35 protein-coding genes, 2 tRNA genes and 2 pseudogenes are annotated in these 20,860 nt (G+C 53.9%); all 39 read right to left on the reverse strand.

The window, feature by feature from the left end:
• Positions 1-28: 28 nt before the first annotated feature.
• The gene (locus O1722_RS17250) at positions 29-403 is read right to left on the reverse strand and encodes a membrane lipoprotein lipid attachment site-containing protein (protein WP_032619448.1); all 375 of its coding nucleotides are present in this window, start codon (positions 401-403) and stop codon (positions 29-31) included.
• A 72-nt stretch (positions 404-475) separates the two neighbouring features.
• Positions 476-1,219, reverse strand: a complete 744-nt coding sequence (locus O1722_RS17255) for a DUF6246 family protein (RefSeq protein ID WP_058686626.1) — start codon at positions 1,217-1,219, stop codon at positions 476-478.
• 50 nt (positions 1,220-1,269) lie between these two features.
• Positions 1,270-2,025, reverse strand: coding sequence for an Ig-like domain-containing protein (locus tag O1722_RS17260; protein ID WP_058686625.1), 756 nt, complete (start codon positions 2,023-2,025; stop codon positions 1,270-1,272).
• A 58-nt stretch (positions 2,026-2,083) separates the two neighbouring features.
• Entirely contained in the window at positions 2,084-2,467 is a 384-nt protein-coding gene (locus O1722_RS17265) for a phage tail termination protein (RefSeq protein ID WP_032619446.1), read from the reverse strand.
• Positions 2,464-2,691: a hypothetical protein gene (locus O1722_RS17270; RefSeq protein ID WP_058686624.1), complete on the reverse strand. Its 228-nt coding sequence runs from the start codon at positions 2,689-2,691 to the stop codon at positions 2,464-2,466. Before O1722_RS17270 ends, O1722_RS17265 begins: the two co-directional genes overlap by 4 nt.
• Complete coding sequence (locus O1722_RS17275) at positions 2,688-3,056, reverse strand: hypothetical protein (RefSeq protein ID WP_058686623.1); 369 nt, start codon at positions 3,054-3,056, stop codon at positions 2,688-2,690. Before O1722_RS17275 ends, O1722_RS17270 begins: the two co-directional genes overlap by 4 nt.
• 2 nt (positions 3,057-3,058) lie before the next feature.
• Positions 3,059-3,409, reverse strand: a complete 351-nt coding sequence (locus O1722_RS17280) for a hypothetical protein (RefSeq protein WP_058686622.1) — start codon at positions 3,407-3,409, stop codon at positions 3,059-3,061.
• Entirely contained in the window at positions 3,406-3,639 is a 234-nt protein-coding gene (locus O1722_RS17285; RefSeq protein WP_058686621.1) for a hypothetical protein, read from the reverse strand. Before O1722_RS17285 ends, O1722_RS17280 begins: the two co-directional genes overlap by 4 nt.
• On the reverse strand, positions 3,632-3,805 hold the full coding sequence (locus O1722_RS17290) for a hypothetical protein (RefSeq protein WP_045896307.1): 174 nt from the start codon (positions 3,803-3,805) through the stop codon (positions 3,632-3,634). The genes O1722_RS17285 and O1722_RS17290 overlap by 8 nt, the downstream gene beginning before the upstream one ends.
• Positions 3,805-4,206 carry a DUF7370 family protein gene (locus O1722_RS17295; protein ID WP_023330661.1) on the reverse strand — a complete coding sequence of 134 codons (402 nt, stop codon included), beginning with the start codon at positions 4,204-4,206 and terminating at the stop codon, positions 3,805-3,807. Before O1722_RS17295 ends, O1722_RS17290 begins: the two co-directional genes overlap by 1 nt.
• A gap of 62 nt (positions 4,207-4,268) precedes the next feature.
• Positions 4,269-4,562 (reverse strand): hypothetical protein, encoded by a 294-nt coding sequence (locus tag O1722_RS17300; protein ID WP_023296439.1) that lies wholly within the window; start codon positions 4,560-4,562, stop codon positions 4,269-4,271.
• Between the two features lie 9 nt (positions 4,563-4,571).
• Entirely contained in the window at positions 4,572-5,648 is a 1,077-nt protein-coding gene (locus O1722_RS17305; protein ID WP_039273327.1) for a major capsid protein, read from the reverse strand.
• Positions 5,649-5,665: 17 nt separating this feature from the next.
• Positions 5,666-6,115 carry a gp53 minor capsid family protein gene (locus tag O1722_RS17310; protein WP_032104699.1) on the reverse strand — a complete coding sequence of 150 codons (450 nt, stop codon included), beginning with the start codon at positions 6,113-6,115 and terminating at the stop codon, positions 5,666-5,668.
• 12 nt (positions 6,116-6,127) lie between these two features.
• Positions 6,128-7,393: a hypothetical protein gene (locus O1722_RS17315; protein WP_058686620.1), complete on the reverse strand. Its 1,266-nt coding sequence runs from the start codon at positions 7,391-7,393 to the stop codon at positions 6,128-6,130.
• A 2-nt stretch (positions 7,394-7,395) separates the two neighbouring features.
• Positions 7,396-8,322, reverse strand: coding sequence for a phage minor head protein (locus O1722_RS17320; protein WP_058686619.1), 927 nt, complete (start codon positions 8,320-8,322; stop codon positions 7,396-7,398).
• Positions 8,282-9,630, reverse strand: a pseudogene (locus O1722_RS17325) (anti-CBASS protein Acb1 family protein). Before O1722_RS17325 ends, O1722_RS17320 begins: the two are co-directional and overlap by 41 nt.
• A 15-nt stretch (positions 9,631-9,645) precedes the next feature.
• Complete coding sequence (locus O1722_RS17330) at positions 9,646-11,124, reverse strand: phage terminase large subunit family protein (RefSeq protein ID WP_058686617.1); 1,479 nt, start codon at positions 11,122-11,124, stop codon at positions 9,646-9,648.
• A complete protein-coding gene (locus O1722_RS17335) occupies positions 11,111-11,590 on the reverse strand; it encodes a DUF2280 domain-containing protein (protein WP_022651005.1) in 480 nt (159 codons plus the stop codon). The genes O1722_RS17330 and O1722_RS17335 overlap by 14 nt, the downstream gene beginning before the upstream one ends.
• A 32-nt stretch (positions 11,591-11,622) precedes the next feature.
• On the reverse strand, positions 11,623-12,261 hold the full coding sequence (locus tag O1722_RS17340) for a putative metallopeptidase (protein WP_058686616.1): 639 nt from the start codon (positions 12,259-12,261) through the stop codon (positions 11,623-11,625).
• Positions 12,262-12,426: 165 nt separating this feature from the next.
• A pseudogene (locus O1722_RS17345) lies at positions 12,427-12,645 on the reverse strand (hypothetical protein).
• 99 nt (positions 12,646-12,744) lie between these two features.
• Positions 12,745-13,542, reverse strand: coding sequence for a S1 family peptidase (locus O1722_RS17350; RefSeq protein ID WP_058686614.1), 798 nt, complete (start codon positions 13,540-13,542; stop codon positions 12,745-12,747).
• Between the two features lie 67 nt (positions 13,543-13,609).
• Complete coding sequence (locus O1722_RS17355) at positions 13,610-14,080, reverse strand: lysis protein (protein WP_058686613.1); 471 nt, start codon at positions 14,078-14,080, stop codon at positions 13,610-13,612.
• On the reverse strand, positions 14,077-14,517 hold the full coding sequence (locus O1722_RS17360) for a lysozyme (protein ID WP_058686612.1): 441 nt from the start codon (positions 14,515-14,517) through the stop codon (positions 14,077-14,079). Before O1722_RS17360 ends, O1722_RS17355 begins: the two co-directional genes overlap by 4 nt.
• A 3-nt stretch (positions 14,518-14,520) precedes the next feature.
• Positions 14,521-14,796 carry a phage holin family protein gene (locus O1722_RS17365; protein WP_001514184.1) on the reverse strand — a complete coding sequence of 92 codons (276 nt, stop codon included), beginning with the start codon at positions 14,794-14,796 and terminating at the stop codon, positions 14,521-14,523.
• On the reverse strand, positions 14,793-15,194 hold the full coding sequence (locus O1722_RS17370) for a putative holin (protein ID WP_001514183.1): 402 nt from the start codon (positions 15,192-15,194) through the stop codon (positions 14,793-14,795). Before O1722_RS17370 ends, O1722_RS17365 begins: the two co-directional genes overlap by 4 nt.
• A gap of 163 nt (positions 15,195-15,357) precedes the next feature.
• Positions 15,358-15,432: transfer RNA gene (locus O1722_RS17375), tRNA-Thr, on the reverse strand.
• A 5-nt stretch (positions 15,433-15,437) separates the two neighbouring features.
• Positions 15,438-15,512, reverse strand: a tRNA-Asn gene (locus O1722_RS17380).
• A gap of 98 nt (positions 15,513-15,610) precedes the next feature.
• On the reverse strand, positions 15,611-16,300 hold the full coding sequence (locus tag O1722_RS17385) for a bacteriophage antitermination protein Q (RefSeq protein ID WP_058686661.1): 690 nt from the start codon (positions 16,298-16,300) through the stop codon (positions 15,611-15,613).
• Positions 16,300-16,416, reverse strand: coding sequence for a hypothetical protein (locus O1722_RS17390; RefSeq protein WP_089557750.1), 117 nt, complete (start codon positions 16,414-16,416; stop codon positions 16,300-16,302). Before O1722_RS17390 ends, O1722_RS17385 begins: the two co-directional genes overlap by 1 nt.
• Positions 16,413-17,054, reverse strand: a complete 642-nt coding sequence (locus O1722_RS17395) for a recombination protein NinG (RefSeq protein WP_058686611.1) — start codon at positions 17,052-17,054, stop codon at positions 16,413-16,415. The genes O1722_RS17390 and O1722_RS17395 overlap by 4 nt, the downstream gene beginning before the upstream one ends.
• A complete protein-coding gene (locus tag O1722_RS17400; protein WP_058686610.1) occupies positions 17,047-17,217 on the reverse strand; it encodes a NinE family protein in 171 nt (56 codons plus the stop codon). Before O1722_RS17400 ends, O1722_RS17395 begins: the two co-directional genes overlap by 8 nt.
• Positions 17,210-17,659: a recombination protein NinB gene (locus tag O1722_RS17405; RefSeq protein ID WP_032671038.1), complete on the reverse strand. Its 450-nt coding sequence runs from the start codon at positions 17,657-17,659 to the stop codon at positions 17,210-17,212. The genes O1722_RS17400 and O1722_RS17405 overlap by 8 nt, the downstream gene beginning before the upstream one ends.
• A 219-nt stretch (positions 17,660-17,878) precedes the next feature.
• Complete coding sequence (locus O1722_RS17410) at positions 17,879-18,172, reverse strand: DUF4752 family protein (RefSeq protein ID WP_058686609.1); 294 nt, start codon at positions 18,170-18,172, stop codon at positions 17,879-17,881.
• On the reverse strand, positions 18,172-18,468 hold the full coding sequence (locus O1722_RS17415) for a Lar family restriction alleviation protein (protein WP_072209414.1): 297 nt from the start codon (positions 18,466-18,468) through the stop codon (positions 18,172-18,174). Before O1722_RS17415 ends, O1722_RS17410 begins: the two co-directional genes overlap by 1 nt.
• Positions 18,465-18,911: a DUF551 domain-containing protein gene (locus tag O1722_RS17420; RefSeq protein ID WP_058686608.1), complete on the reverse strand. Its 447-nt coding sequence runs from the start codon at positions 18,909-18,911 to the stop codon at positions 18,465-18,467. Before O1722_RS17420 ends, O1722_RS17415 begins: the two co-directional genes overlap by 4 nt.
• Positions 18,901-19,524 carry a hypothetical protein gene (locus O1722_RS17425; protein ID WP_058686607.1) on the reverse strand — a complete coding sequence of 208 codons (624 nt, stop codon included), beginning with the start codon at positions 19,522-19,524 and terminating at the stop codon, positions 18,901-18,903. The genes O1722_RS17420 and O1722_RS17425 overlap by 11 nt, the downstream gene beginning before the upstream one ends.
• Positions 19,525-19,527: 3 nt before the next feature.
• The gene (locus O1722_RS17430) at positions 19,528-19,923 is read right to left on the reverse strand and encodes a hypothetical protein (protein WP_058686606.1); all 396 of its coding nucleotides are present in this window, start codon (positions 19,921-19,923) and stop codon (positions 19,528-19,530) included.
• Positions 19,920-20,519: an ead/Ea22-like family protein gene (locus O1722_RS17435; protein ID WP_230200639.1), complete on the reverse strand. Its 600-nt coding sequence runs from the start codon at positions 20,517-20,519 to the stop codon at positions 19,920-19,922. The genes O1722_RS17430 and O1722_RS17435 overlap by 4 nt, the downstream gene beginning before the upstream one ends.
• Entirely contained in the window at positions 20,516-20,860 is a 345-nt protein-coding gene (locus O1722_RS17440; RefSeq protein WP_058686605.1) for an ArsR/SmtB family transcription factor, read from the reverse strand. Before O1722_RS17440 ends, O1722_RS17435 begins: the two co-directional genes overlap by 4 nt.

The raw sequence follows: 20,860 nt of genomic DNA on the forward strand, positions 1-20,860 counted from the left end.
CGAGTGGTGGGTTAGTTATTCGTGTCGTTTATTGGCATCGTTCTGTGTAGGCCGGTGGTGGAGGCGTATCTTTCGAACTGAGGAAGTGATCACCAAGGGTGTAGTCGACGCCTTTTGAGAACATCCCCTTCGATTTCATTTTCAGCTCAACAAAGAAAGGATGGAACCCTGCATAGGCACCGAAACCGTTCTTTCCGTTAATTTCCCCGCAAACAACAGCATTAACATGACCGTCATCGGCATCTGTCATCTTCACGACTTTCACGTTACGGAATTGTGCGCTGTCAGGATCCAGTAGATTGGCGGACACTTCAGATTGTGCCAGCGAAATTGCCTTTTCCTCGCCCGGCTTGCAGCCAGCCAGAACCAGTGGAATCACCAAAGCCAAAAGTATTTTTTTCACTCTTATCCCCTGAGTTTTATTGTCGAGCCATATTACGCCCGGTCAGGCGATTAAGGTACATCCATTATTAACTCAGGCCGCTTTCTTTGCTGATTTTTCGCGCTCAATCATTTCCTGCCAACGCCGATCGTCATCGTCCATAACAGCGTCATACTCTTCCCTGGTGAAGCCCTTCTGGTCAGGGTATTTGGCGTTAAGCATCATAGCGAATTCGGTCATGGTAAGGTTTTCAGCCTCTTCCCTGCTGATCCCGAAATGGTTTCGCGCCGCCATGATGTATTCAGTCGCATGAAACTCCGGCGTCGTTTCCTTGCTTTCGTGCTTCTGCAACTTACGAACCTTGGCCCGTCCGATAACGCCATGCATGATCAGCGACTGAGCTATCAGAATCAGGTTCTCAGGCGGGAGAGCGCCACGGCGCCATACAAACGTTCGCCTTCCAGTGCGTGATGGCTCGTGCCAGCCTGTCAATTCAGAAACGTCCTCGTCACAGCATGACTGAATGACATTAATAGCCGAGAATAATGCCTCACGCACAAACGCGGCAGAACCTGCCGCATCCAGAGCCCACCGCGGCAGGGAAATGTCCCCGAAGTAGTAGGCGTAAAATTTACGCTGATGCTCTGGTATCGCACTATGAATTTCTCGCGCCGCTTCAAGCATCTTTGCCACATCGTCATTGAACAGCGCATAAAAAGTGCGGACGATATGCTCAGGCTCGCCGATTCGCGTCATATTGCGGAACGATGGTCGGAAGAAGTATTCACGGCCGCCAGCACCAATCAGGCACTCGCCAATTTCTTTCAAAGGGGTCATATCGTTCTCCATAACCATTATCAAGGGCAGCACGCCGCCCTTTGTAGTGATTACGGTGCGGCAGTCACGGTCACAGCGCAGGTGTCAGTGAAGTCACGATCAGCAGTGGTGGCCGTAATTGTCGCAGTGCCGGCCGAAACTGCGGTCACCAGACCGGTTGAACTGACGGTGGCAATGGATGGCGCCGAAGTCGTCCAGGTGATTGCTTTATTAGTAGCATCGGTTGGCTGAACTGCACCGCTCAGCTGCTGAGTTGCCCCAACGGCCAGAGATGCAGTTGCAGGAGTAACTTCAACGCCAGTGGCCGCGATAGAATCAGCGACTTCAAACACGACAGTGTCGGCGTCGTAGACCTTCCACTCGCCGGAGAAAGTGGAGATATCGTTGGTACCGAAGTCACCAGACCATGAAGTGGTGTTCATGTAACCCTGGATATAAGTACCGGCGTTCTCACCAGCGAAGTCGAAACGCACCCACAGATTAGGCTGACGGCCAGCCTGGACTTCGTCAAAGATATACTTCGACAGACGCCACGCGCCGATCTCGTTATCTTTATCAGACTTGCGAAACTCACCTTCGCCTGAGATCGTCAGATCCATGTTGTTGACCAGGTTCTCCACCAGCCCTTTAGCATCATCTGCCTCGGAGTTGATGGTGTTCATCGAATAGTCGATGCCCTTGGTCGTCATAGCGCCGAGACGCTTCCACTCGGAAAGCGCTGGCACTGCGTCGGGGCAGCCAAAGGCCATGCGTAGCACAGCTACTTTCCCGATCAGCTTGCCAAAATCATTAGCACAGCCTTGCATGTGTACCTCTCAAATAAAAAAGGCCGCCGGATGGCAGCCTGATGGGTTGGTGATTGGGTTATTCGCCGTAAACGCACATGAACTGGAGTCTGAAGACCAGGCGCCCCTCTTCGGTCAGGATGGGTGCAGGCATATTGCCGAGGTTTTGAATAAGGCCAAGGCATTCGTCGTTAATGTCGTTCTGTTCGACATAATTGATGATTTCCTGAGCCTTCTCAGCGGCTGCGCGGCGCTTATCTTTGGCGGAAATGACATCCACCAGCACGTAGTGATCAGATCCGAGGTCATTTCGGATGTCGGTACCGCCGTTAGGTCGGAACACGATGAATGCGTCGGTTAACTTGGTTGTGTCGTCCCAAGCCAGCAGCTGAACGATGAAGCCAGTCGTAAGCCCAGCATCAACGAAATAGTTACGCACGCGCTCGTACATGGCTGGTGTCATGCTTTCAAGCCCTCTTTTTCAAAGAGAACAGTGATTTTCCCGCGCAGCTTCCGGTAGTAAACACTGAAAGGTTCTTTACGATGACGCCTTAGCGGATAAGGATGAAAACACAACACCCCCTTCTCTTCGTCAGCCCAAATTACGCGGCTAATTCTATTTCCATTAACGAAAATCTGGCGACGACCGCGGCCGTCTGCAAAATGGTGGAATGTCTCTCGTTTCATACTGAAAGCTCCTTGCGCATTACGGCATCAATCTGGCTGCGGGTGTCTTCAAAGCCTTTAGTGAGGAACTCTTTCTGCGCGGTTGCGCGGCGGAAGGTTTGCGGCACGTTCGGATCGTGCACGAAAACAGCGTAGTTGGCCGTATATCCCACCCGACCTGTCAGCCGAACTCCGTTGTTTATCAACTCCCGATACTGGCTATTAAGCAGTGTTGAGGTGTCGATCGGCGTGTAAAGTGCGGCCTGTGAGCTGCCGATTATCATCGCTGACTGTAATGCCCGGACAACCTTGCGCCCTTTCACGTCGTTGATAATGCGGTTGAGCCCGGCTTTCGACTGCTTAACGCCGCGTACTTTGATGCTCATGGCTACACCCCCGTCAGGATGGCGTAATCATCCGCCAGGCGCTCAAACGTGTCGGCATAGCGAATAACTTGCCTCACCTCGTCGGCACCGGCCACAACCGGGTCGGGTTCGGTAGACACGCCGATCAGCAGATAATCACCCGCGGCGGCCAGCGCAAACTCCGTCCAGACGGTATTCTTCACGCCGATTTCGGCGCCCAGGCTGGCTAACTTCTTCCTGAGCCCGCCCTCGTAATCACAGAGGATTTGCTCAGGTTCGGCATAACCCAGCGGATCGCCGTATTCGTCATTACCTTCCAGTTTGCGCCAGATGGTCGCCGTGGCGGTGTAAGACCAGTTGGCAACGCTGCTCATAGAGTGAATACCTCCACCTTCTCAACGATTTTGAAATCATCAAGAGGCCGCATCGAGCCTGATTGACTGGCGAGGCGCTTAGCGTCAGCCTGCTCCAGAAAGTCAACTTTGGCTTTCTCGTAAGTTTCAGCATGTCGGCCAATAAACTTAACTCCGGAGTCGTTTATCCAGATGAACAGCGACCAGTTGTCTTCACACTTAAAGGCATGCACAACGTATCTTTCAGCCATCCTTCCACCTCAGCACCTTCGCGCCAGTCGCCCGGATGCGAGGGCAGTTGATGAACCACTCGCCATCCGATTTCACGTAGCCGGTAGTCTCACGCCCGGTGTCGGTTTCGACCCATACGCGGGTGAGCGGCTTCGGCTTGCCTTCAGTTACTGATTTGTACTTCATCACTTACCCCCGCACATGCAGCCGCCCTTCCCGATCCAGATACCAGCGAATGCCGGGGCGGCGGTAGGGTCAGCAGGAATAAGGGCAGTGGCGCAGCCGTACTTATCCAACCCGCGCAGCAGGTTCACTGATGCTTTCCAGCGATCGGTAAACGACTGGTACCGGAAAGAGCGCGACGCTCCGCTTGGAGCCGTCTGGCTGGAGATGTATTTATCCCCCTGCCCGAGCCCCATAAGCGCCAGCAGATAGAGCTGAATCAGCAGCGCGGTCGATGCCGGATAATGCGCATCAAGACACTCCTGGATGCTGTTGGCCTGGTCGACGAGAGCCTGAAGAACAAAATCGGGAATGGTAATTCCCTGGCTCTCCAGATACTCCTTCGCCTGTTCGAGAGTTACCATTATCGACTCCGTGAAATACCCCGCCGGAGCGGGGCATAAAAAAACCGCCTTAGCGGCGGCTGTTATTCAGCAGGGAAAAGCTTTTCGAGTTCGCCATCTGGCAACAGCTCACTGAGCTTTTCAGCGCCCAAGGTGCCCTTGAACTCAATGCCCAGCTCAGTAAGGCGGTCCTGAATAATCTCTTTGCGAGATTTCTCACCAGTACCGGCATCAGGTGTTGCTGGTTTCAGCTCGCCACCAGCTTCGCCTTTCATCAGCCGAACGTTAGACTTCAACGCCGGATGAAGCTCTTTCAACTCCACCACGTCGCCAACCTTCACGCCGAACCATGGGCGCACAACTTCGTATTTAGCCATGCTGTTTCCTTACGCCAGGTTAGCGCCGTAGACAACTCCGGACAGGCCCTGATCGTCTGCGGTAATTTGCAGACCTTCAGCAGACATGATCTGGAAGTTGTAGTTAACGTTAGGCAGTGGGCGCGGCAGCGGAACAACGCCTACAGCCATACCCACCAGTGGAGAGATCACGTCACGGCGACGAACGTACGCGATAAACTCGTTACCGGTCAGCGCGAAGCTCATGCGGATTTCTTTCACCGGCGCGAACGGCAGAACCGCCTGCAATACAGTACCGCTTACAACGCCATTCACCACGTACGGCTGAGCCAGGTTTGCCCAGATTTCCGGGGAAACCCACATTACATCGTATGCGGCGACTTTGTTCGTGCGGGCGGTAGTACCGAATGCGCCTTTACCGAAGAACGCAAAGAGCGCGGTCATGTCGGCAGTAGTAAGGTCGATATTCGCGCCACCAGCGCCGGAACCGAGGTTAATCTTCTTGGTGTTTCGGTGGTTCTTAATGCCCTGCGCCGGGTAGGACTGAACCTGAATTTTTGAATCGCCGTTCAGGTAGTAGTTGACGCGCTTCTGGTTGAACTTGCGCATCTTCGCCATCTGCGAGTCCAGCACCAGATCGATGCCCACAGAGTTCAGGCCAGCAGCATGACGCCAGTTAACACCGTAACCAGCAGTGAACACCGGAATCGGGTCGCCGTCGCTCGCGTAGTCAGTGTGGTCGAAGGAGAACGGCGCCTGACCATCGATGCTTACTGACACGTCATCGGCGATGTCGCCAACCACGTTATACAGCTTGGCGGTTTTACCGACCGGCAGCACCGTCTGAACGCCGATCAGGTCGTTCACGATTTCCATGCCAACTTCCTGATCCCGCAGTTGCAGCACTTGGTTGTCAATCTCAGCCCAGAAGTCACGGGAGAAACCGCCAACGGCGTTACAGGCCAGCATGTCAGGCGTCATGATTGCGCGGTTAGCCGCAATGATGGAATCGTTCTGTAGGTTCCACATGTTGCGGTTTGCCCACAGCTCACTCCAGTGCCCGCCAAGGCGGGAGTTAGTCGCCAGCGTCTCTTTTGAGAAGTACATATGTTTTTGTCCTTTTGTTACGCGCCAGCAGCGGCGGCAGTGCCAACGCGCATGCGCACGCGGATGAAGTCGGTGGTGCTGGCCGCGATGGTGTATTCATCCTGGCTGTATCCGATCACTGAATCAGTGTCATCGGTTGCCAGGGTAAACTGACCGGCAGTACCCAGCTTGATCGGGCTGTCTTTTTTATACGCACCAGGCAGGCAGCGCAGCGCCAGTTCACGACCTTCTTCGACGTAATTGCCGACAGCCGAATCACCGGCAGGGATTGATTCGGTGATAGTCAGGCCCTGGTGATAACCGACATCGATGATGTACAGGCGTCCGGTTAGCGCAGTGGCCTGAGCGAATTTATCGGATGAGTTGATGGTTGCGGCGGTGCCCGGAAGCAGCGCGGCGGCCGTAGTGCGGGTTTCGGTCTTGTACAGAGACTGACCGTCGATATTAACGCGACGATAACGAGGCATTATTCCGGCTCCTTACTTGAAGTGTTCGTCTGCGGCAGGTGCGCCGGTTTCTTTGTGCTGCTGTGCATTGTTAGCACCCAGCGGAGCAGCTTCGCCCAGCGACTTGAACATTGCGTCCAGGGCATCGCCAGAAAGCGCGTTGGCCACGATGTCACCATGAACCGCAGCAACCGCATCACGCTTTGTTTTTTCTTCCGCACGAGAGTTTGCAGTTAGCGTTTCAGTAAGCTTGTCCTGATTGGCCTGTAGGCCGGTGATCGCATCCTTAATCGGGTTCAGGGCTTCGGCGAAGTTTGCGGCCAGGCCTTTACCGATTTCGCTGATCAGCTCTTGTTTCTCTTCAGTGGTTAAAGGCATGTCGCCCTCCGTTTTGTGGTTTGGTGCAGGCTGTTCCTGCGGTGTGAATAGAGCTTTGAATTTGTTAGCGACGACTGCGACCCACGACTCCTGGCGCGCTACTGCGGTGCCGGTATCGTCGAAGCTGATAACGCCGCCATCAGACTTGTAGCCAAACACCTCAGCGGTTCCGCCGTTACGGATGATTACCGCTTGCGAGTCAGTGAAATCAGCAACCCATGCGTATTCATCCGCGCCAGCCGCAAACTTCGCTTTGGCTGCGCGATCGAGACGCTGTTCGCGCTCCCGGTAGGATTCACCCACCAGCGCGCCCGAGTTAGCCTTGAGCGGTTGAGCCAGATCGGCATTGACCATCAGGCCAACGCCCTGCTCAGGGGTGGCGGCTCCGACTTCGTGCAGCAGGATTGCGTCGTGGTCCATGCTGTAGATCTTGGCTACCCAGTCAGCACCGGTAGCGCGTTGTTGCTCGTTCGGTTCAAGCTGGTCGAGGAATGCGGCAACACTGGTATGAATCGGCGGAACGTCTTCACCGCGCTCAATGGCAGCGACACGCTCAAGAAGCTCCCTTCCACCTTCCGACTCGCTGGCACGGGCAACATCTACCCACTTTTCGAGGTAGATGCGATTACCGGACTTCTTAACATTGCGGTTCCACGCCCCAACGAATCCTGTGCACAGCCCTTCTGGAGAGAATGCAGACACGAATTGACCGTTAACCTGAGGATGGCCTAGCGGTGCCAGGGTTCCTTCTAGCCCCTGATAGTGCGCGTCGATTTCTTCCGCCGTGTACAAGCCGCCATTCATGACGACGTTCGCCGGCAGCGTGTAGCTCGGCAGCACCAGGTGCTCACGCCCGTTGTACGTTTCGCGCCGGATTGACTGGCTGTTCACCTTCGTGGTGATGTTGACCTGCATAGGCATAGTTATTTCTCCGCCCAGGCGTAACCGCGCGCCTGCATCGATTTATATTCCTGTTTTAGTTTCGTAATGGTGCCCGGGTATTCCGGCTTACCGTCCGCATCCACCAGCACCGACTGCTGACTGCATTTGCAGTTGATGGAGTTGCCATCTTTGCTATACCAGTCACGCACCTCTTCGTTGGTGTAGAGATGGGCATGGCGCACCGCGTGGGTATGTCGCGTTGTCGGTGACAGAGCCGATATGTGAACCAGAAGCGTTTTAAGGCCGTAAAGTTCATTCGCCTCCTGGTCTTCATCCCACTTAGCCCGGCGCAGCGCGGTAGTCACTTCAGTGCGTGCTATACGGTTTGCCCGGCGCTTCTCGATTCCTGTCTGTTCTGTCAGGTTGCGGGCAATGTCCAGCGGATTGAGACCACGGCCCACGCCATCAGTCAGCACACGCGCCATGTCGCGCTTAACGTCAGCCGTCAGTCCCTTCACTTCCTCAAACACACGGGCATGCACCAGCGCCATGCGTTGCTGGTACGGGTCGCTTGCGAGGATGGACGCCAGCGACTCACGACCAGCGGCGTACACCGGAGATTGCTGGCTGAGGTTGTAGAACGACTGCCCTGTACCTTTCTCCGATGCCAGATCGATGTACTCGTAAAACCACAGGTCGTAATCGCCACCTTCAAGCAGCACCTGATCAACCAGGTAACTGGCATCGTTCAGGATGATGGAGAGTAGCGTTGGGTTTAGCTGGTATTCGTATCTGGCGTTTACTGCGAGGGAGGAAGGTATTTTTTCGAGTGCTGATTTGTACGCTTTGCCAATTTTATTCATCCGCCTGGCGAAGTCTTTCATTGCCCGGCGTTCCAGCGCATCGGCCCCGGTCGGGTCCTGATAGTTACGCGGCAGAATCGGTGGCTTCGTCTTCTTCGTCGCCATCCTCTTCTCCTAAAAGCTCTTCGTCATCATTGTCATAGCCCGCAGCCGTACGAATCTCTTCACGGGTGAACGCGGGTTCATCGCCGCTGCCCTGCATGGTCTGGTTAATTTCGCCCATGGTCTTGGCGTTAGTGAGCTTCTCTGTACCGGTCTGTTCGTTAAGGTCATCCCAGATAACGGCCTTCTGGCTGACTGAGTCTACGATTTGTAGATCGATAAGCTTGTCGCAGAAGTCCTCTATTTCGAAAGAGAGGTCTACGCGTCGCGACTGACAACGAGCATTAAAGTATTTCTGGTCTTCGGTGCTGGAGCGCTCGGCCTGCTGATTACAACCAGAATGCGCGTAGGAATATCAACTCCTGCGGCGGCTGTTTGCAGGTTTACGTTATAGGTTGGAGACGGATCAGAAACCGGAGAAACGAGGGAGGTTACGCTGGCCCCCTGGAGAGAAAGCAGCACATCATTGCCGCGATTCATCTCGCGTGCAGCGTCATTAAATTTATCCTGCAACTCATCTACTTCAACGCCGTACATAGATGCAATGCTGCCAAAGTCGATTTCCTTGTCGAAACTAAGTGCTAACTGGCGAGCGGCGTTCTTCAGGAATGACTCACCAGACCCGCCCTCTACCTTCTCCAGGCTCACAAAGGCGTTATAAGCTGGCTCAAGGAAGCCAATAGCATCGTCTGAGTAATCACCAAGGATGAAAACGCGATCGGGGTGGATATTGACGCGGCGACTTGAACCATTCGGCAAGCGTTCGGCGTACTGCCACATTTTCGGCTGACCGTAAGTCTTCGAGTTCAGCCCAGTGTCCCACTCGCTCACCGTTAGCGATCCGGCCCATGCCACGGAAACCTTCTGCAACCCTCGCCCTTTGGTAACCGGAAGGTTCCAGTCTTTTTCATCGCGGACGTGCAGAAGGATGCCTGCATAACGACCGACAAGGCGACGGCGATCCGCCTCGGCAAATGAACGCCAGAACCGGTTGTTGAATACCTGCTTTGACTTGTTTTCCCAGGCGGTTTCGTTTTCGCTCTCGTCGGCATCGTCACCCTCGATGATTTCCGGGTTCGTCTGCCAGCACTTGCCCACTAGCTTCTCAACTGCACCGTGAGCGATACCGCCACGGCGGTACAGGGCATAGAGGTTTTCGTAGGTTACCTGCTCAGGGAATCCATATTCGCACCATGCGGAATGGCGCTTATTATCCAGCCCCATCGTTGGCGCCATCAGCCCCATACGGGCGCGCGCCATCCGCGCATCGTTCAACGCATGGTTGACGGCGAGAGTTAATTTGTCAGTCATGGTTTGTCCGTTTGGTTAGCGAAGGCGTTTCGGAATCATCATCCCCACAGGTTGCGATCCATTCAGTTCAGTCAGTGCGTAAACCATCGCATCGAGGCGGTCAGGTGATTTCTTCGCGGTGGCGGGGATGTATTCCATCAGCTGGTTCTCCAATACGTAGAGATTGCCGTGATTTGCCACTCTCCCCTGTTCGTAGAGCGCCGATATCGGCTCCGCGCGGGCATACTTACCTTTGCTGGCATGGACACGAATGATGCGACCCTTGAACCCGGCGTTGCGTAGTGTCTCCTCCGCCATATCTCCGCCCTGGTTCGTCTCAATAACTATCGCGTCAGCTTCGTGTTGCTCATAAGCCGATATGGCTTTCTTGGCCCATCCAGCAGGTGAATATTTGCCGCTGTAATCGCCATCCACAGAGAACTGCTTTTTGTCACCGGAACCATATGAGCTGGCAGCGACAATGCCTGTTTCATCGCTTTCGTCGCTGTTTGTTGCCTGCGGGTCAATGGCTACGACAGTGCGAACCTTATCGTGATGAATTTGCAGTTCGCGTGCCGCGCTGATCATCTCCTCTGTCCACAGAGCGCCTTCTGCATTAAACCTGCGAGGCTTCTGCATATACTGGGCTTCTGCGGTGCGCCGGTGCGAGAACAGCGATATACGATGCGATTCATTATGCTTAAAAGGCCACAGCCAGCCGTCAGGTAAGCCATGGTCAATCGGTATAGCGTGTGAGTTTTCAGGGTACTGCGCTGCGTATGGCTGACTATTGTCGATAATCACCGGCAGATTCAGGTGATGCCATTTCTCTCCACTCCCGCCACGCAGCAGATAGCCGCTCAGGTCGTGGTAATGGATCCGCTGCATGATGACAATCATCGGCGTCGTCTCGATCGCCAGTCGTGATTTGATTGTCTCGTTAAAACGGTTGTTGACCCCGTCGCGGACGATCTCAGAGTAAGCGTCATCAGGCTTTACCGGGTCATCGATAATCAGCGCGCCCTGCCAGCCCGGCTCCATGTGTCCGGCACGAAAGCCGGTAACCTGTCCAGCAGCTGACGACGCATAAACGCCGCCGCCGTGCTCAGTCCACCACATGGCCTTGCTGTCAGCGTCATCGCGCAGCGCCATCGGCCACATCGACTGGTAGGCCTGCGACTTAATCATGCCGCGCGCGGTTGAGGAGTTCAGCAGTGCAAGGTTGTGCGAATAGGACAGATGCATAAAGCGAGCCCGGCAGTTCAGCGCCAGCCCTCGGCCCATCATATTGATGGTCGCCAGTTCCGTTTTCGTGTAGCCAGGCGGTACGTTGATGATCAGGCGTTGAATCTCACCATCAATGACGCGGTCCAGCGTTTGCTGAATCACCTTGTGGTGAGGCGCGACAATCATCTTTCCGCCGGTGCGCTGCTTGAAGAAGTAACGAGCGTAATAGAGCCCGTCCTCTTCGCATTCAACCTTACGGGCAAATGCCCTTTGCTCAGCAGTCGTCATCCTCCATCATCTCCTGCCGTGCGGATTTGTATTCCTCTTTGCTCATGGTGATCGTCTGGATGGCACCACCATTCGGGCCGGAATGTTCAAACTTGTGCTTATTGGTGTAGGCATCGCCGCATTCCTTCGCCGCCTGCTCGATAATCTCTGCCGTAAGCGCGAGGTTCTTCATGCCCTCGGCGCGCGTTGCCATACGGTCGAGAACGCGGAGTCGGTATGCCTTGTTAGCGATCGGAATATCGGAGATTTCATTCTGGAATCGCTCGCGGGTGGCATTGAACATGTCCACCCACTTCTGCGCCAGCCCCCTGCCGTTTGCTTTCGTCGGGTCGTGAGATTCGACCTGCTGACGTGTGATGCTCAGGCCAAATTCTTTTTTGACCAGCTCAACCACCTGAGATGGAGTATCGAAGCAGGCAAGAGACTGAACGATGAAGGCTTTGACCTCACCTTTCAGTGTCGCCATAGATTACCTGCCTGTCATAATCAGTCATATTGTTAGGCCAGTTTTAGCATGCACGTCCCGCATGACCTGGCTATATCGATGTGAGCCACTTCTGCTGGCGAGTTGGCCGCATCAACGAGCTCCTGTACTTCTTTGCTGGCACCGTATCGACGTACGACACCAGTGAATTCTTCGACGTCGTGGCCGCGCAGAGTTAGCACTGGCTGCCCTGTCTCTTTGTTGAACTTAGGAGCGCCGAAATCATCGGTGGCCTGTGCGATGTGGTAAAGCTCATGCTCTACCAGTGCGCAGAACTCAAGGTCGCTGCATTGCGAGCAGTAGTCAGCTGCCAGCGTGATAATGAACTTCGGGATTCGCCCGAACCATTCCTGCATCTGCTGTTCCATTCTGGCTTTCTGCCAACCGCCTGCGCGGAGCATTACCTGTTCAGCCTGACCGAGAACATAGCGCCCTTTCTTCGCTAAAGAGTCAGAAGCCCACATGAAGCAGAGGTCAGCCTCAGCAAGGTGTTCGTGGTCAGGGTTATGGATGCTGCCGGTATCGCTGATGATTTGGCGACTTACCCACTCATGCACTTCATTGGCGGGAATGAGCCTGGTGTATGGCTGCCAGTTGTCGGATGCGATGAAGTTAACTGGCGGATAAGGCCTGCGCTCGTCATCGTTAGCCATTGGTTACTCCGTTATCTCTTTACAGGCTCATACTTCAACTTCTGGCTAATGCCATACTTAACGATGAAGTTACCCACCTTTTGGTAATCAGGCTCGCACCGCATCATCAAGCAGAACATTGTCAGCGTCTTGATGTAAACGGGAAGCCACCACCTGCCTTTGATTTCAACTGACAGTCTGCTCATCGCCATTGGTGTCTTCCTCTGTCGGTACCGGCGTGAACTCCACGCGCTTCACATCGGCCGGAGCGAAGTAAAGCCACTATCCCGTCTCCGTCGCCAGAGGCACGAAGCCGTTTACCAACTCAGGCTGACGTCGTGACATCTTGCCCGTGAAGGTTTCGCCTGTTTGGGTTGTTAGCGTGATTTGGTAGATGTCGGACATTGAGAGCCTCTTTATCCGCTTGTGGGGATATTGCCATTTCGATGGGGATACTCATGGTGATGGCAACAAAAAACCGCCCGAAGGCGGTTGTCTAATATCTCAAATACCTAGCAACTGCCTGAGTCCATTCAACTGCTCTGCCTTAATCACCATACCTAAATTCATCATTAACGTTGTGCTAACCACTGGCGTAGCTACAGTAGGAACATCTACTATGTTAATACTTCCATTTACATCAAGAGTTGGGCCGGCATATAACACCCCCAAAAAGATAAATCTATTTCCGATCGCCCATCCATCTGAGGTTGAAAAGCCGCCTTCATTCATAATGTACACAGGCGACCCGCTGGATCCCCCAAAACAGGCCATATCAATCATGAATTCAGGCCTGCCCTGCCAATCTTCAAGCAATGATGAGGCAGTGATCCCCTTTCTGGTAATAGGCCTGTTATTGACCGTATCCCATAAGCCATTTGGATAGCCAGTCATAAAAACTTCTTCAACTGGAGTAACGTAATGCTGGTTAAGAAAATTACGGTCTGTGAAGAAAAATTTATCAACTTCGATCCCTTGCGAACCTAACTCGTTTAGAAAAGGACCTATAGGTAAGGCACAAAGATCAATATTTGGGTCGGGGTGCTGTATGAAATCATTAGGATTGTTAATTGTTACGTCATAAAATTTTAATTGTTGGTTCGCAGTTGATGAAACGTTTAATCTAATACGAATTGTAGTGGAATTAGCAATCACATGTTTGTTTGTTACGAGTAATGGCAGACCTGAATCTTCTGTAGTTGAAAAACCAAACCAAAACCCCGTACCAACCGACACGCCACCTCCAACTACATCACACTCAATTCTAACTGTAGATTTTGAGATTAACTGACTTACTGACATTGACTTAGTCCTCTTAAATTAGGCCAGTCAATGATAAAAGACAGTTTGGGCATTCAGTAGTATTTTGTTAATTCATACACTGATCTTTGATATAGCCCTGCAAATATCCAACCTGTTTCGTCACTGTGACAATTCGCTCTCTGAGGGTGAAATAATCCCGTTCAGCGGAGTCAGTAAGTCCGGGGCTGGAAGCATCGCCCAGGCTGCCGGTGCTGGTCGCTCTGTTCGCGGGACAGCTTGCGTTGAGCTGCAACCGACGTTTGCCAGAAGCAACATCGCGCTCAAGCTGATCGATAGTGGCTTTGGCATCAGCCAGTTCTCCAGTGTATTTAGCATCCAGTGCAGTGACATCACGCTGGCGCGTCTGCATGTCTTTGATGGTGGCGCTCGCAAGGCTGAGCTGTTCGGTAGCCTTATCGCGCTGGTCTTTGTAGGTTATGGCGTTGTCGCGGTAGTGGTTCACGAAGAACACCAGCACGCCGATTACCGCCACCACCAGCAACTGCAACCAGTAACGCCTTAGCAGCGCGCCAATCACGACAGGAACAGAGCGCGCTCCGCCTCACGCCGACGGATCAGCCCATTCAGGACTTTGCCGCCAGCTTTATTCCAGCGCAGGAACTCATCGGCAGCACCAGCGTAATCACCGGCGTTGAGTTTTCGCAGAAGGGTCGATGTCGACAGTGAACGGGCGCCGAGGTTGTACGTGAACGACACCAGGGCGTCGAATTGTCCCTGAGTCAGGCCAACTTTGACCAGGCGGGACACGTCGTTTTCATAGCTGACCAGCCCGGTCTTCAGCAGACGTTCTGCTGTTTCCTGCTTAATCGTCATCCCAGCGCGGATTGGTTTGCCGTCGACAGGCTGAGTCCAGCCATAGCCTATCGTCCATACACCGACGCTGTCCTGGTAGGCGGTGAGTCTACAGCCTTCGAACTCTTTGATCAGGGCTATCCCCTTTTCGCTGGTTTGCATGGACTACTCCGTTATAACGACCTTCGCCAGGTTCCCGCGCGCCAGCCACACCGCCATGCAGATGACGGAGTTAAGCAGCAGATCGCCGAGGTTAACCTGAACGTAGTGGCCGAGCAGAATGTTGAAGGCATTGAATCCGGCGGCAAGAATGACCAGATAGGCCAGCACCGCGACACTCAGGCGATGACGCTTTCCCTCTTTCCGGAAAAACATCAGCCTGACCATGATTAACAGGCAAACTATGGCGTTTGCATCCATCAGAAGAAGCTGCCATGTCATTTATCTTCCTCCCCCAGTCCCGGCATCTTCCCGCTTTTGGATTTGCGGAGAATACGCAGCAGGACTGCCACGGAAATGGAAGCAGTGACAATTGCACCGACAGCTGGCGATACCTCAATGCTGGCCGGTGGCTTCATCAGGCTTAACGGCGTGTTGATGATTCCGGCCATGATTTTCGCCATGGGAACGGAGAAGAACACGCCACTGATAAACGATATCAGCGCAAAGATAGCCTGCTTCCAGAGTTGATGGGGATCTGAGGTCAGAACGTATAGCGCCGTTCCGGCGAGTGATCCGAGCATCACTGCTGGAGTCGCCTCCGGAAACAGCGTGGCAAAGGTTACACCGACTGATGACGATGTAAGACCAACGCCTACGATAGTGAAGGTCTCAGACATATTTATTCCGTGTGTAGTTGGTTCAGGCCCTCGGGACGATTTAACAAGAAGGCATGTCGAGGATGGTTCCCGGGGCCTGGAATAAAAAACCCGGCGACAGGCCGGGAAGATGAGGGTAAGGCAATGTCGGCTCTCTGGCCGAAGGGTCCCAGGTAGTGGGTTCTGGTGCCGGGCAAAGGAATCGAACCTCTGACGCGCAGCTTACAAGGCTGCCGTTCTGCCACTGAACTAGACCGGCGAATCTGGCGGGACAGGAAGGATTCGAACCTTCGACCATTCGGTTAACAGCCGAACGCACAACCGCAGTGCTTCTGACCCTGAAACGAAAAAGCCCCGCACGATGGCGAGGCTTGTAATTTTTTGTCGACCTACGAAGCTATGGCGACGATATCAGATTTACATGAAATATATGCGTTTCAATCCAGTTTTGCAAGACTTGAGTCTAAATTTGTCGCCTTTTGTTGTGAACGTGATCGCGTAACCTGCAACAAAGCACCACTGTCCAGTCGCAGGAAGATGCGGCGCATCTCCACCCAGCGGTCCGTAAACGTCTCTGACCAGTTCTTTGGTGTTACGCCAACCAGCGACGCCAGCGCCTGATATTCGTACGTCTTACGCCCAGCCAGCTCCGCTTTGACGTCCTGCGCCGCCAGCCATATCAGCTTCTTTAGGCGCTCCATCGTCTTGCCCGCCACCTTCTTCGCGCCGAGCTGCTCCCGAAACTCGGCCCACGCCCAGTGGGTTATCGCCACCTGGTACTCGAACCGGATATTCTCGCTGTAGTTCCACAGCAGCCAAGCTTTCTGGTGATCCTCCAGCGACAGGACAGCGCGGCGCCATGATGCTGTCACGAACTCCACCGGACCTACCAGCGCGATAGATGAACCCTTAGCGCGTGACTGGCTGCCACTCATCGGCGGACCATCCGGGTTGACCATGCGCTGCTTATCCTTGTCGAATACCTTTTTCCGGCCCCGGCTGCGTTCCGTCGCAGTGAACTGCGCGTTCTCAGCGAAAGCTACCAGTTGCCCTTTCGTCGCCCCGCTTAAATCTGCGGTCGCCACCATGAGCTGCTGACGTACGTATTCCAGTTGCTGACTGTTCATCATGCGGCTTCCTTCTGTGGCTGGTTTGTTTTTGTCTGGCTGTGCTTTGCTACTGGCGGCATGCTGGCGCGCTTTACGCTTTCGGCCTGGTACCGCAGGAAATCGGCTTGGTTCATGCGGCCTCCCGCTGTTTCAGTGCTTTGAGCTTGGCGCGGTATTCATCGCGAATCCGAATGAAGTCTTCACGGCGGTAGTTGGTCATTTCGTGGGGGCCGTTGAGCCAGTCCACGTACTCCTGCCCGTAACGAGCGACCAGACCAGCTTCGTATTGCTGCGCTACCGTCGCCTCTTTGGCGGTGTATTTGCCCGCTCCGGCATTACAGGATTTGCACTGCTTATGGGCATTGCGCTCTTCAAAGCGCAGTTCAGGGTTAGCGCCGACCGTTTTGAAGTGGCCGCAGTCCCACTGGCCGCCGTGCAGATCCGGGGTATTGGTCTCTCCGCAGCTGATGCATGGCAAATCGGCGTCGCGCGCACGGATGTAGGCGTTGAAAGCCTGCTGTGCCTGAGCTTTGTAGTAACCTGCTGGCCGTAGCTCTGCCAGCCTCTCCTTACGTCGTTTGCGCCCGGCCTTCTCTGCCTCCTTCTGCTCTTTAATGCGCTTAGCAGCGGCTTTCACCTTCTCCTTCTCGCGTTCTTCCATCGCGAGAATTGCTCCGTGCTCCGGGCAGCACCAGCGGATCCGGATGTCGTGGAATTTCGGCACGAAGTATTCACCGCATACTTTGCACTTACGGCGGGATGGTTTACGCATGATTCCTCCGTGCCGCGAGACGCAGCCATTTCTGATCCACCAGGCGGGCGGTGTAGCCTTTCAGGGTCGGGATGTCTGACGGCTTAACCGCGGCCTTACGCTTGCGGCGCGCCGGAACGTTGAAGATGTGATTTGTGATGACGCGCGCGAGAGGACTACCCACGGGAAGCCCTCCACTCTTGCGCCCAGGTGATGCGCTTACTGGATGCTTCGGAGAAATTCACGCCGCGGTCGGTACCGAACCAGTAAATCGCCTCGATCACGTCGACCATATAGCGTTTGCTGGATTTGGATGTGCGGACGCCGAAATAAACGCGGCCGCCGTTGATGCCCGGCGCGGATTTCTGTTCCTGGTCCTGAGTCTGGTTTACCAGAACGGTGATTAGGTCCTTCCATTCTTCGCGGGTAAGCTTTTCGCCGTGCCAGACAACTTGGTCAGACAGGTCTTTCAACAACGGCCACATCAGACGGTTTTGCTTGTCAGTGCGCGTCTCTTCCCGGGCTTCAACGACCATCGGCGCGCGAGGGTTTACTGGAAGGGAGCGGATGTACGCGATGAGGTTGTCTTTAACGGTGTCGTTGACGATGCAGTAGTGCTGCTTCATACGCCACCTCCGAGAGGTAACGCAGAATGCAGAAAATCGCAGGTGCATTTCTGCATCTGTGACAAGGTGAGGAGTTCAGATTGTGGTCGCATTTAAGTCCCCTTAAATGCGCAGAAGTCACCAATGGGTGTTCAGGCCATCAGCAAAGAAAGTATGGACGGTTGATTCAACAAAATCAACTGAAGAGAAAGGCCTCCGAAGAGGCCTGAATTTTGTGCGTCAAAGCGGTTTTACGTCGCGCTTAGCATCGGGCCGATGAATGCGGATCGTCATTCCACTGTGGGTGGTGATCACAATGCTATCCCCAGGATTGATATCAGCCAGATCAAAAGCCTCGTAAAACGAATCCATAGCTAGGGTTTTCTCGTCTTTCCGGTTCCACCAGCGCCAACAACGGCGAAACAGAAAACCAATAAACCAGCCATACGCTTTGGCTGCCAAATGAAGCCAGGCTAGAATCATCGTTGCAAAAAATAACCAGTCAGTCGCGCTGAAATTTTTGAGCTCGTCCATCACTTCACCTCCTGCTGCGGCGCTGCAATTAGCTCAGGCATAAATCCATCTTGCTTAAGGCTATCAATGTAAGCCGCAGTTCTCCTGCGCTCGCCAGCACATGTCAGCGTTTCGGGGCTGTAAAACCACACCTTCATTCGGCTATTCCATGCAGAAATTGCTTCAGATTTGGTGCGTTTCTCTGGCCCTTGAGCGCCACATCTGCATGAGACGTAGCGTTTCTTTCCAAGAAAACTGAATGAGTATCCAATGCTAAGCGTTGTCGATTCGCAAAATGGGCAGAGTAGTGGAGTCATTTATCCTCCTGCCGCGGTGCTTCTGGCAGGGGCATCCAGTGGGTTGGCTGACAGTAAACACCACCACCGTTAGGCAGGGAGGCAAAGCGGAAATAACCATCCCGCTCATTACGCTCCATGTAGCCGACCATTTGTTCTTTTTTGTCAGAGCAATAAACCTGAACATCGATTTCACGCTCCGGCATCCGCTCACTGCAAGCCACCCAGCCATCCTGAATATTTTCCTCCAGGGCAGGATATGTGTGAATTACGCGCAAGGTGCATCCGCCGTTTGAAGTTTCGTATTGCAACGTCCCGCCCAAGACAGATGTCCACACCTGAACGTTAACCGCCCCCATAGCTCCAAGATGAGCGTTATCAATGCGCTCTGAAACCTTCTCTTCTCGCAGCGAGTTGAACAAATCAACAGCTTTATCCATGTAAAAAATTATTTCATTTTGCATCTGGTTTGCCCTCATAAATCACTTGCACAGTTTCAAGGCATTCATTCCACCCGGCCTGATAGCCAGAATAGTAATCATCAGCCTCCTCCCCGGAATTGAGGCGATTGTCTTTGATTGGTTCAGGCAACTTGTAAGCCGTCGTTACAGGTTCGGATTTACCCTGATTTATGCCGGTGGGCGACTCGGCAATTTTTGGCGAAGAATCCAGAGCTGAAGCGGTCTGCATGGTGGTGAGCGTCTCGGCGTTTTCGACACCCTGAAGCATGGCGGAACACATGGCGTCATATTCAGATATTGGCTGCAATCTGTATCCAGCTGGCACAGCTACCGGCGCTGGAGGTTCGGTGAAGAGTCGCTCAATCACACAGCTCTCAAGTTCGAAAGCATCTGGCTGTCGATGATCCGTATAATCCCAGTGCTCGCTACCGATAGAAGATGGTGGCTTTAACTTTGACCTGAACGCCACAGACTCCGCTTCGAGCGATGCCAGCGCAATCTTCATCGCCGCCAGCGCCATGGCAGCATCTTCGTTTACAACGCCGGGCACAGCATCGCGCTCTTCTTCAAGCTCTGCGATAGTCTTTTGCAGCCATTCTTTGGTAAGTGTGCTCATGGGTTAGTCCTCAACCTTACGCGGCGCTCCGCGATATTCTGGTGCCGGAACGTGCTTAGGCGCGGCAATGGCATGCTTCAGCAGCTCTTTCCAGGTCGCTGCGTTATTGCGAAGCCAGCGCCCATCATTATCGTCAAAGAAGCCTTTAGCGACTGAGTGAGACAGTGGCTCGGCTACATCACACGGCACCGCAACCGTCTGTACGCCGTTGTTGTAGTAGCCGAGGTTTGATAACACATGGCTTTCGGCATAGCGGCCTGCCGTGTGGCATCGACACCGGTAGCCGCTATCATCTGCCGCCCACAGAGTGATATACGGGTCGCCGCGATGGGTGTGAGCAGTGCTCAGAATGAAATATTCACGTTCCATATCACGCGCCTGTTTGTCGATGTTGCTCATTTGGCGGCCTCCTGGCGAAGTTGGGCAGCTATGTCTTCGAGTACTCCATCAGCGAACGAGCGATCGAAATCCCCCTCTGGCGCATCATCCATAAACTCTGTAGATGTGAGAATCATCCGTGCGATGTCTGCCGCGTTCTTCGCCGTGTCATCGATAAACCCAGACTCCCATGCGGCCAGCATCCTGTTAGCAACAAAGTGAGCGCCTTCCTTGTGGGCCTGCGCCCGCACTTCAGCCAGGAAAGCGTCCGTCGCAGGGGTCTCGATGCCTTTATCGACAGCAAGCAGAACGGATTTGATAACCTCTTCCTGATTCCCAACCCATGACCATGAGACTGAATGCCACTGATTGTCTCCTGTTGAGTCATGCTCAATTACTGCAGTGTCGCCAAATGCGTCCGTCCACTCACTTGGGATGTCTGATGGGCGCAAGGCAGCCTTCAGCCCCGCATTCTCCGCAGCCAGCGCCGCGCATCTGGATTCAGACTCGACCAATTTATTGCGCAGACCATCAGCACAGTCATGCGCGCCACTGCGACCTCTCTGGAAAGAAAATCCGCAATCGCAGTAAAAAACATTGTCTTTTTCGGTAATCATGCTGTCACTCTCCCCCAAACCATCAATACCCTTCTCATCGCCGGACTGTTGCGGCACTCCTGGCAGATCACGTTTGCCTCTGTACGCTGCACCAGCTTCGAATTACCCTTCGGCATGGCAGGTATGGTTTCCGGTGCGTATTTCATGCCGTAGCTGGTCAGCCGATACAGCCGCTGGCCGTGCTTGCCTTCGAACTCGATCAGACCGTCAGCAAACAACATGCTTAGCGGGCCGGAAATCTTTTTGGTGGTCATGCCGATCATGGTGGCAATGCGAGCACTATTCAGGCCCGGGTTATTACGCAGGGCTGCAAGAATCTGCCCACGGATTGTTATGGTCAT

The organism is Enterobacter cloacae complex sp. HYC003_NIDB (assembly GCF_056673375.1).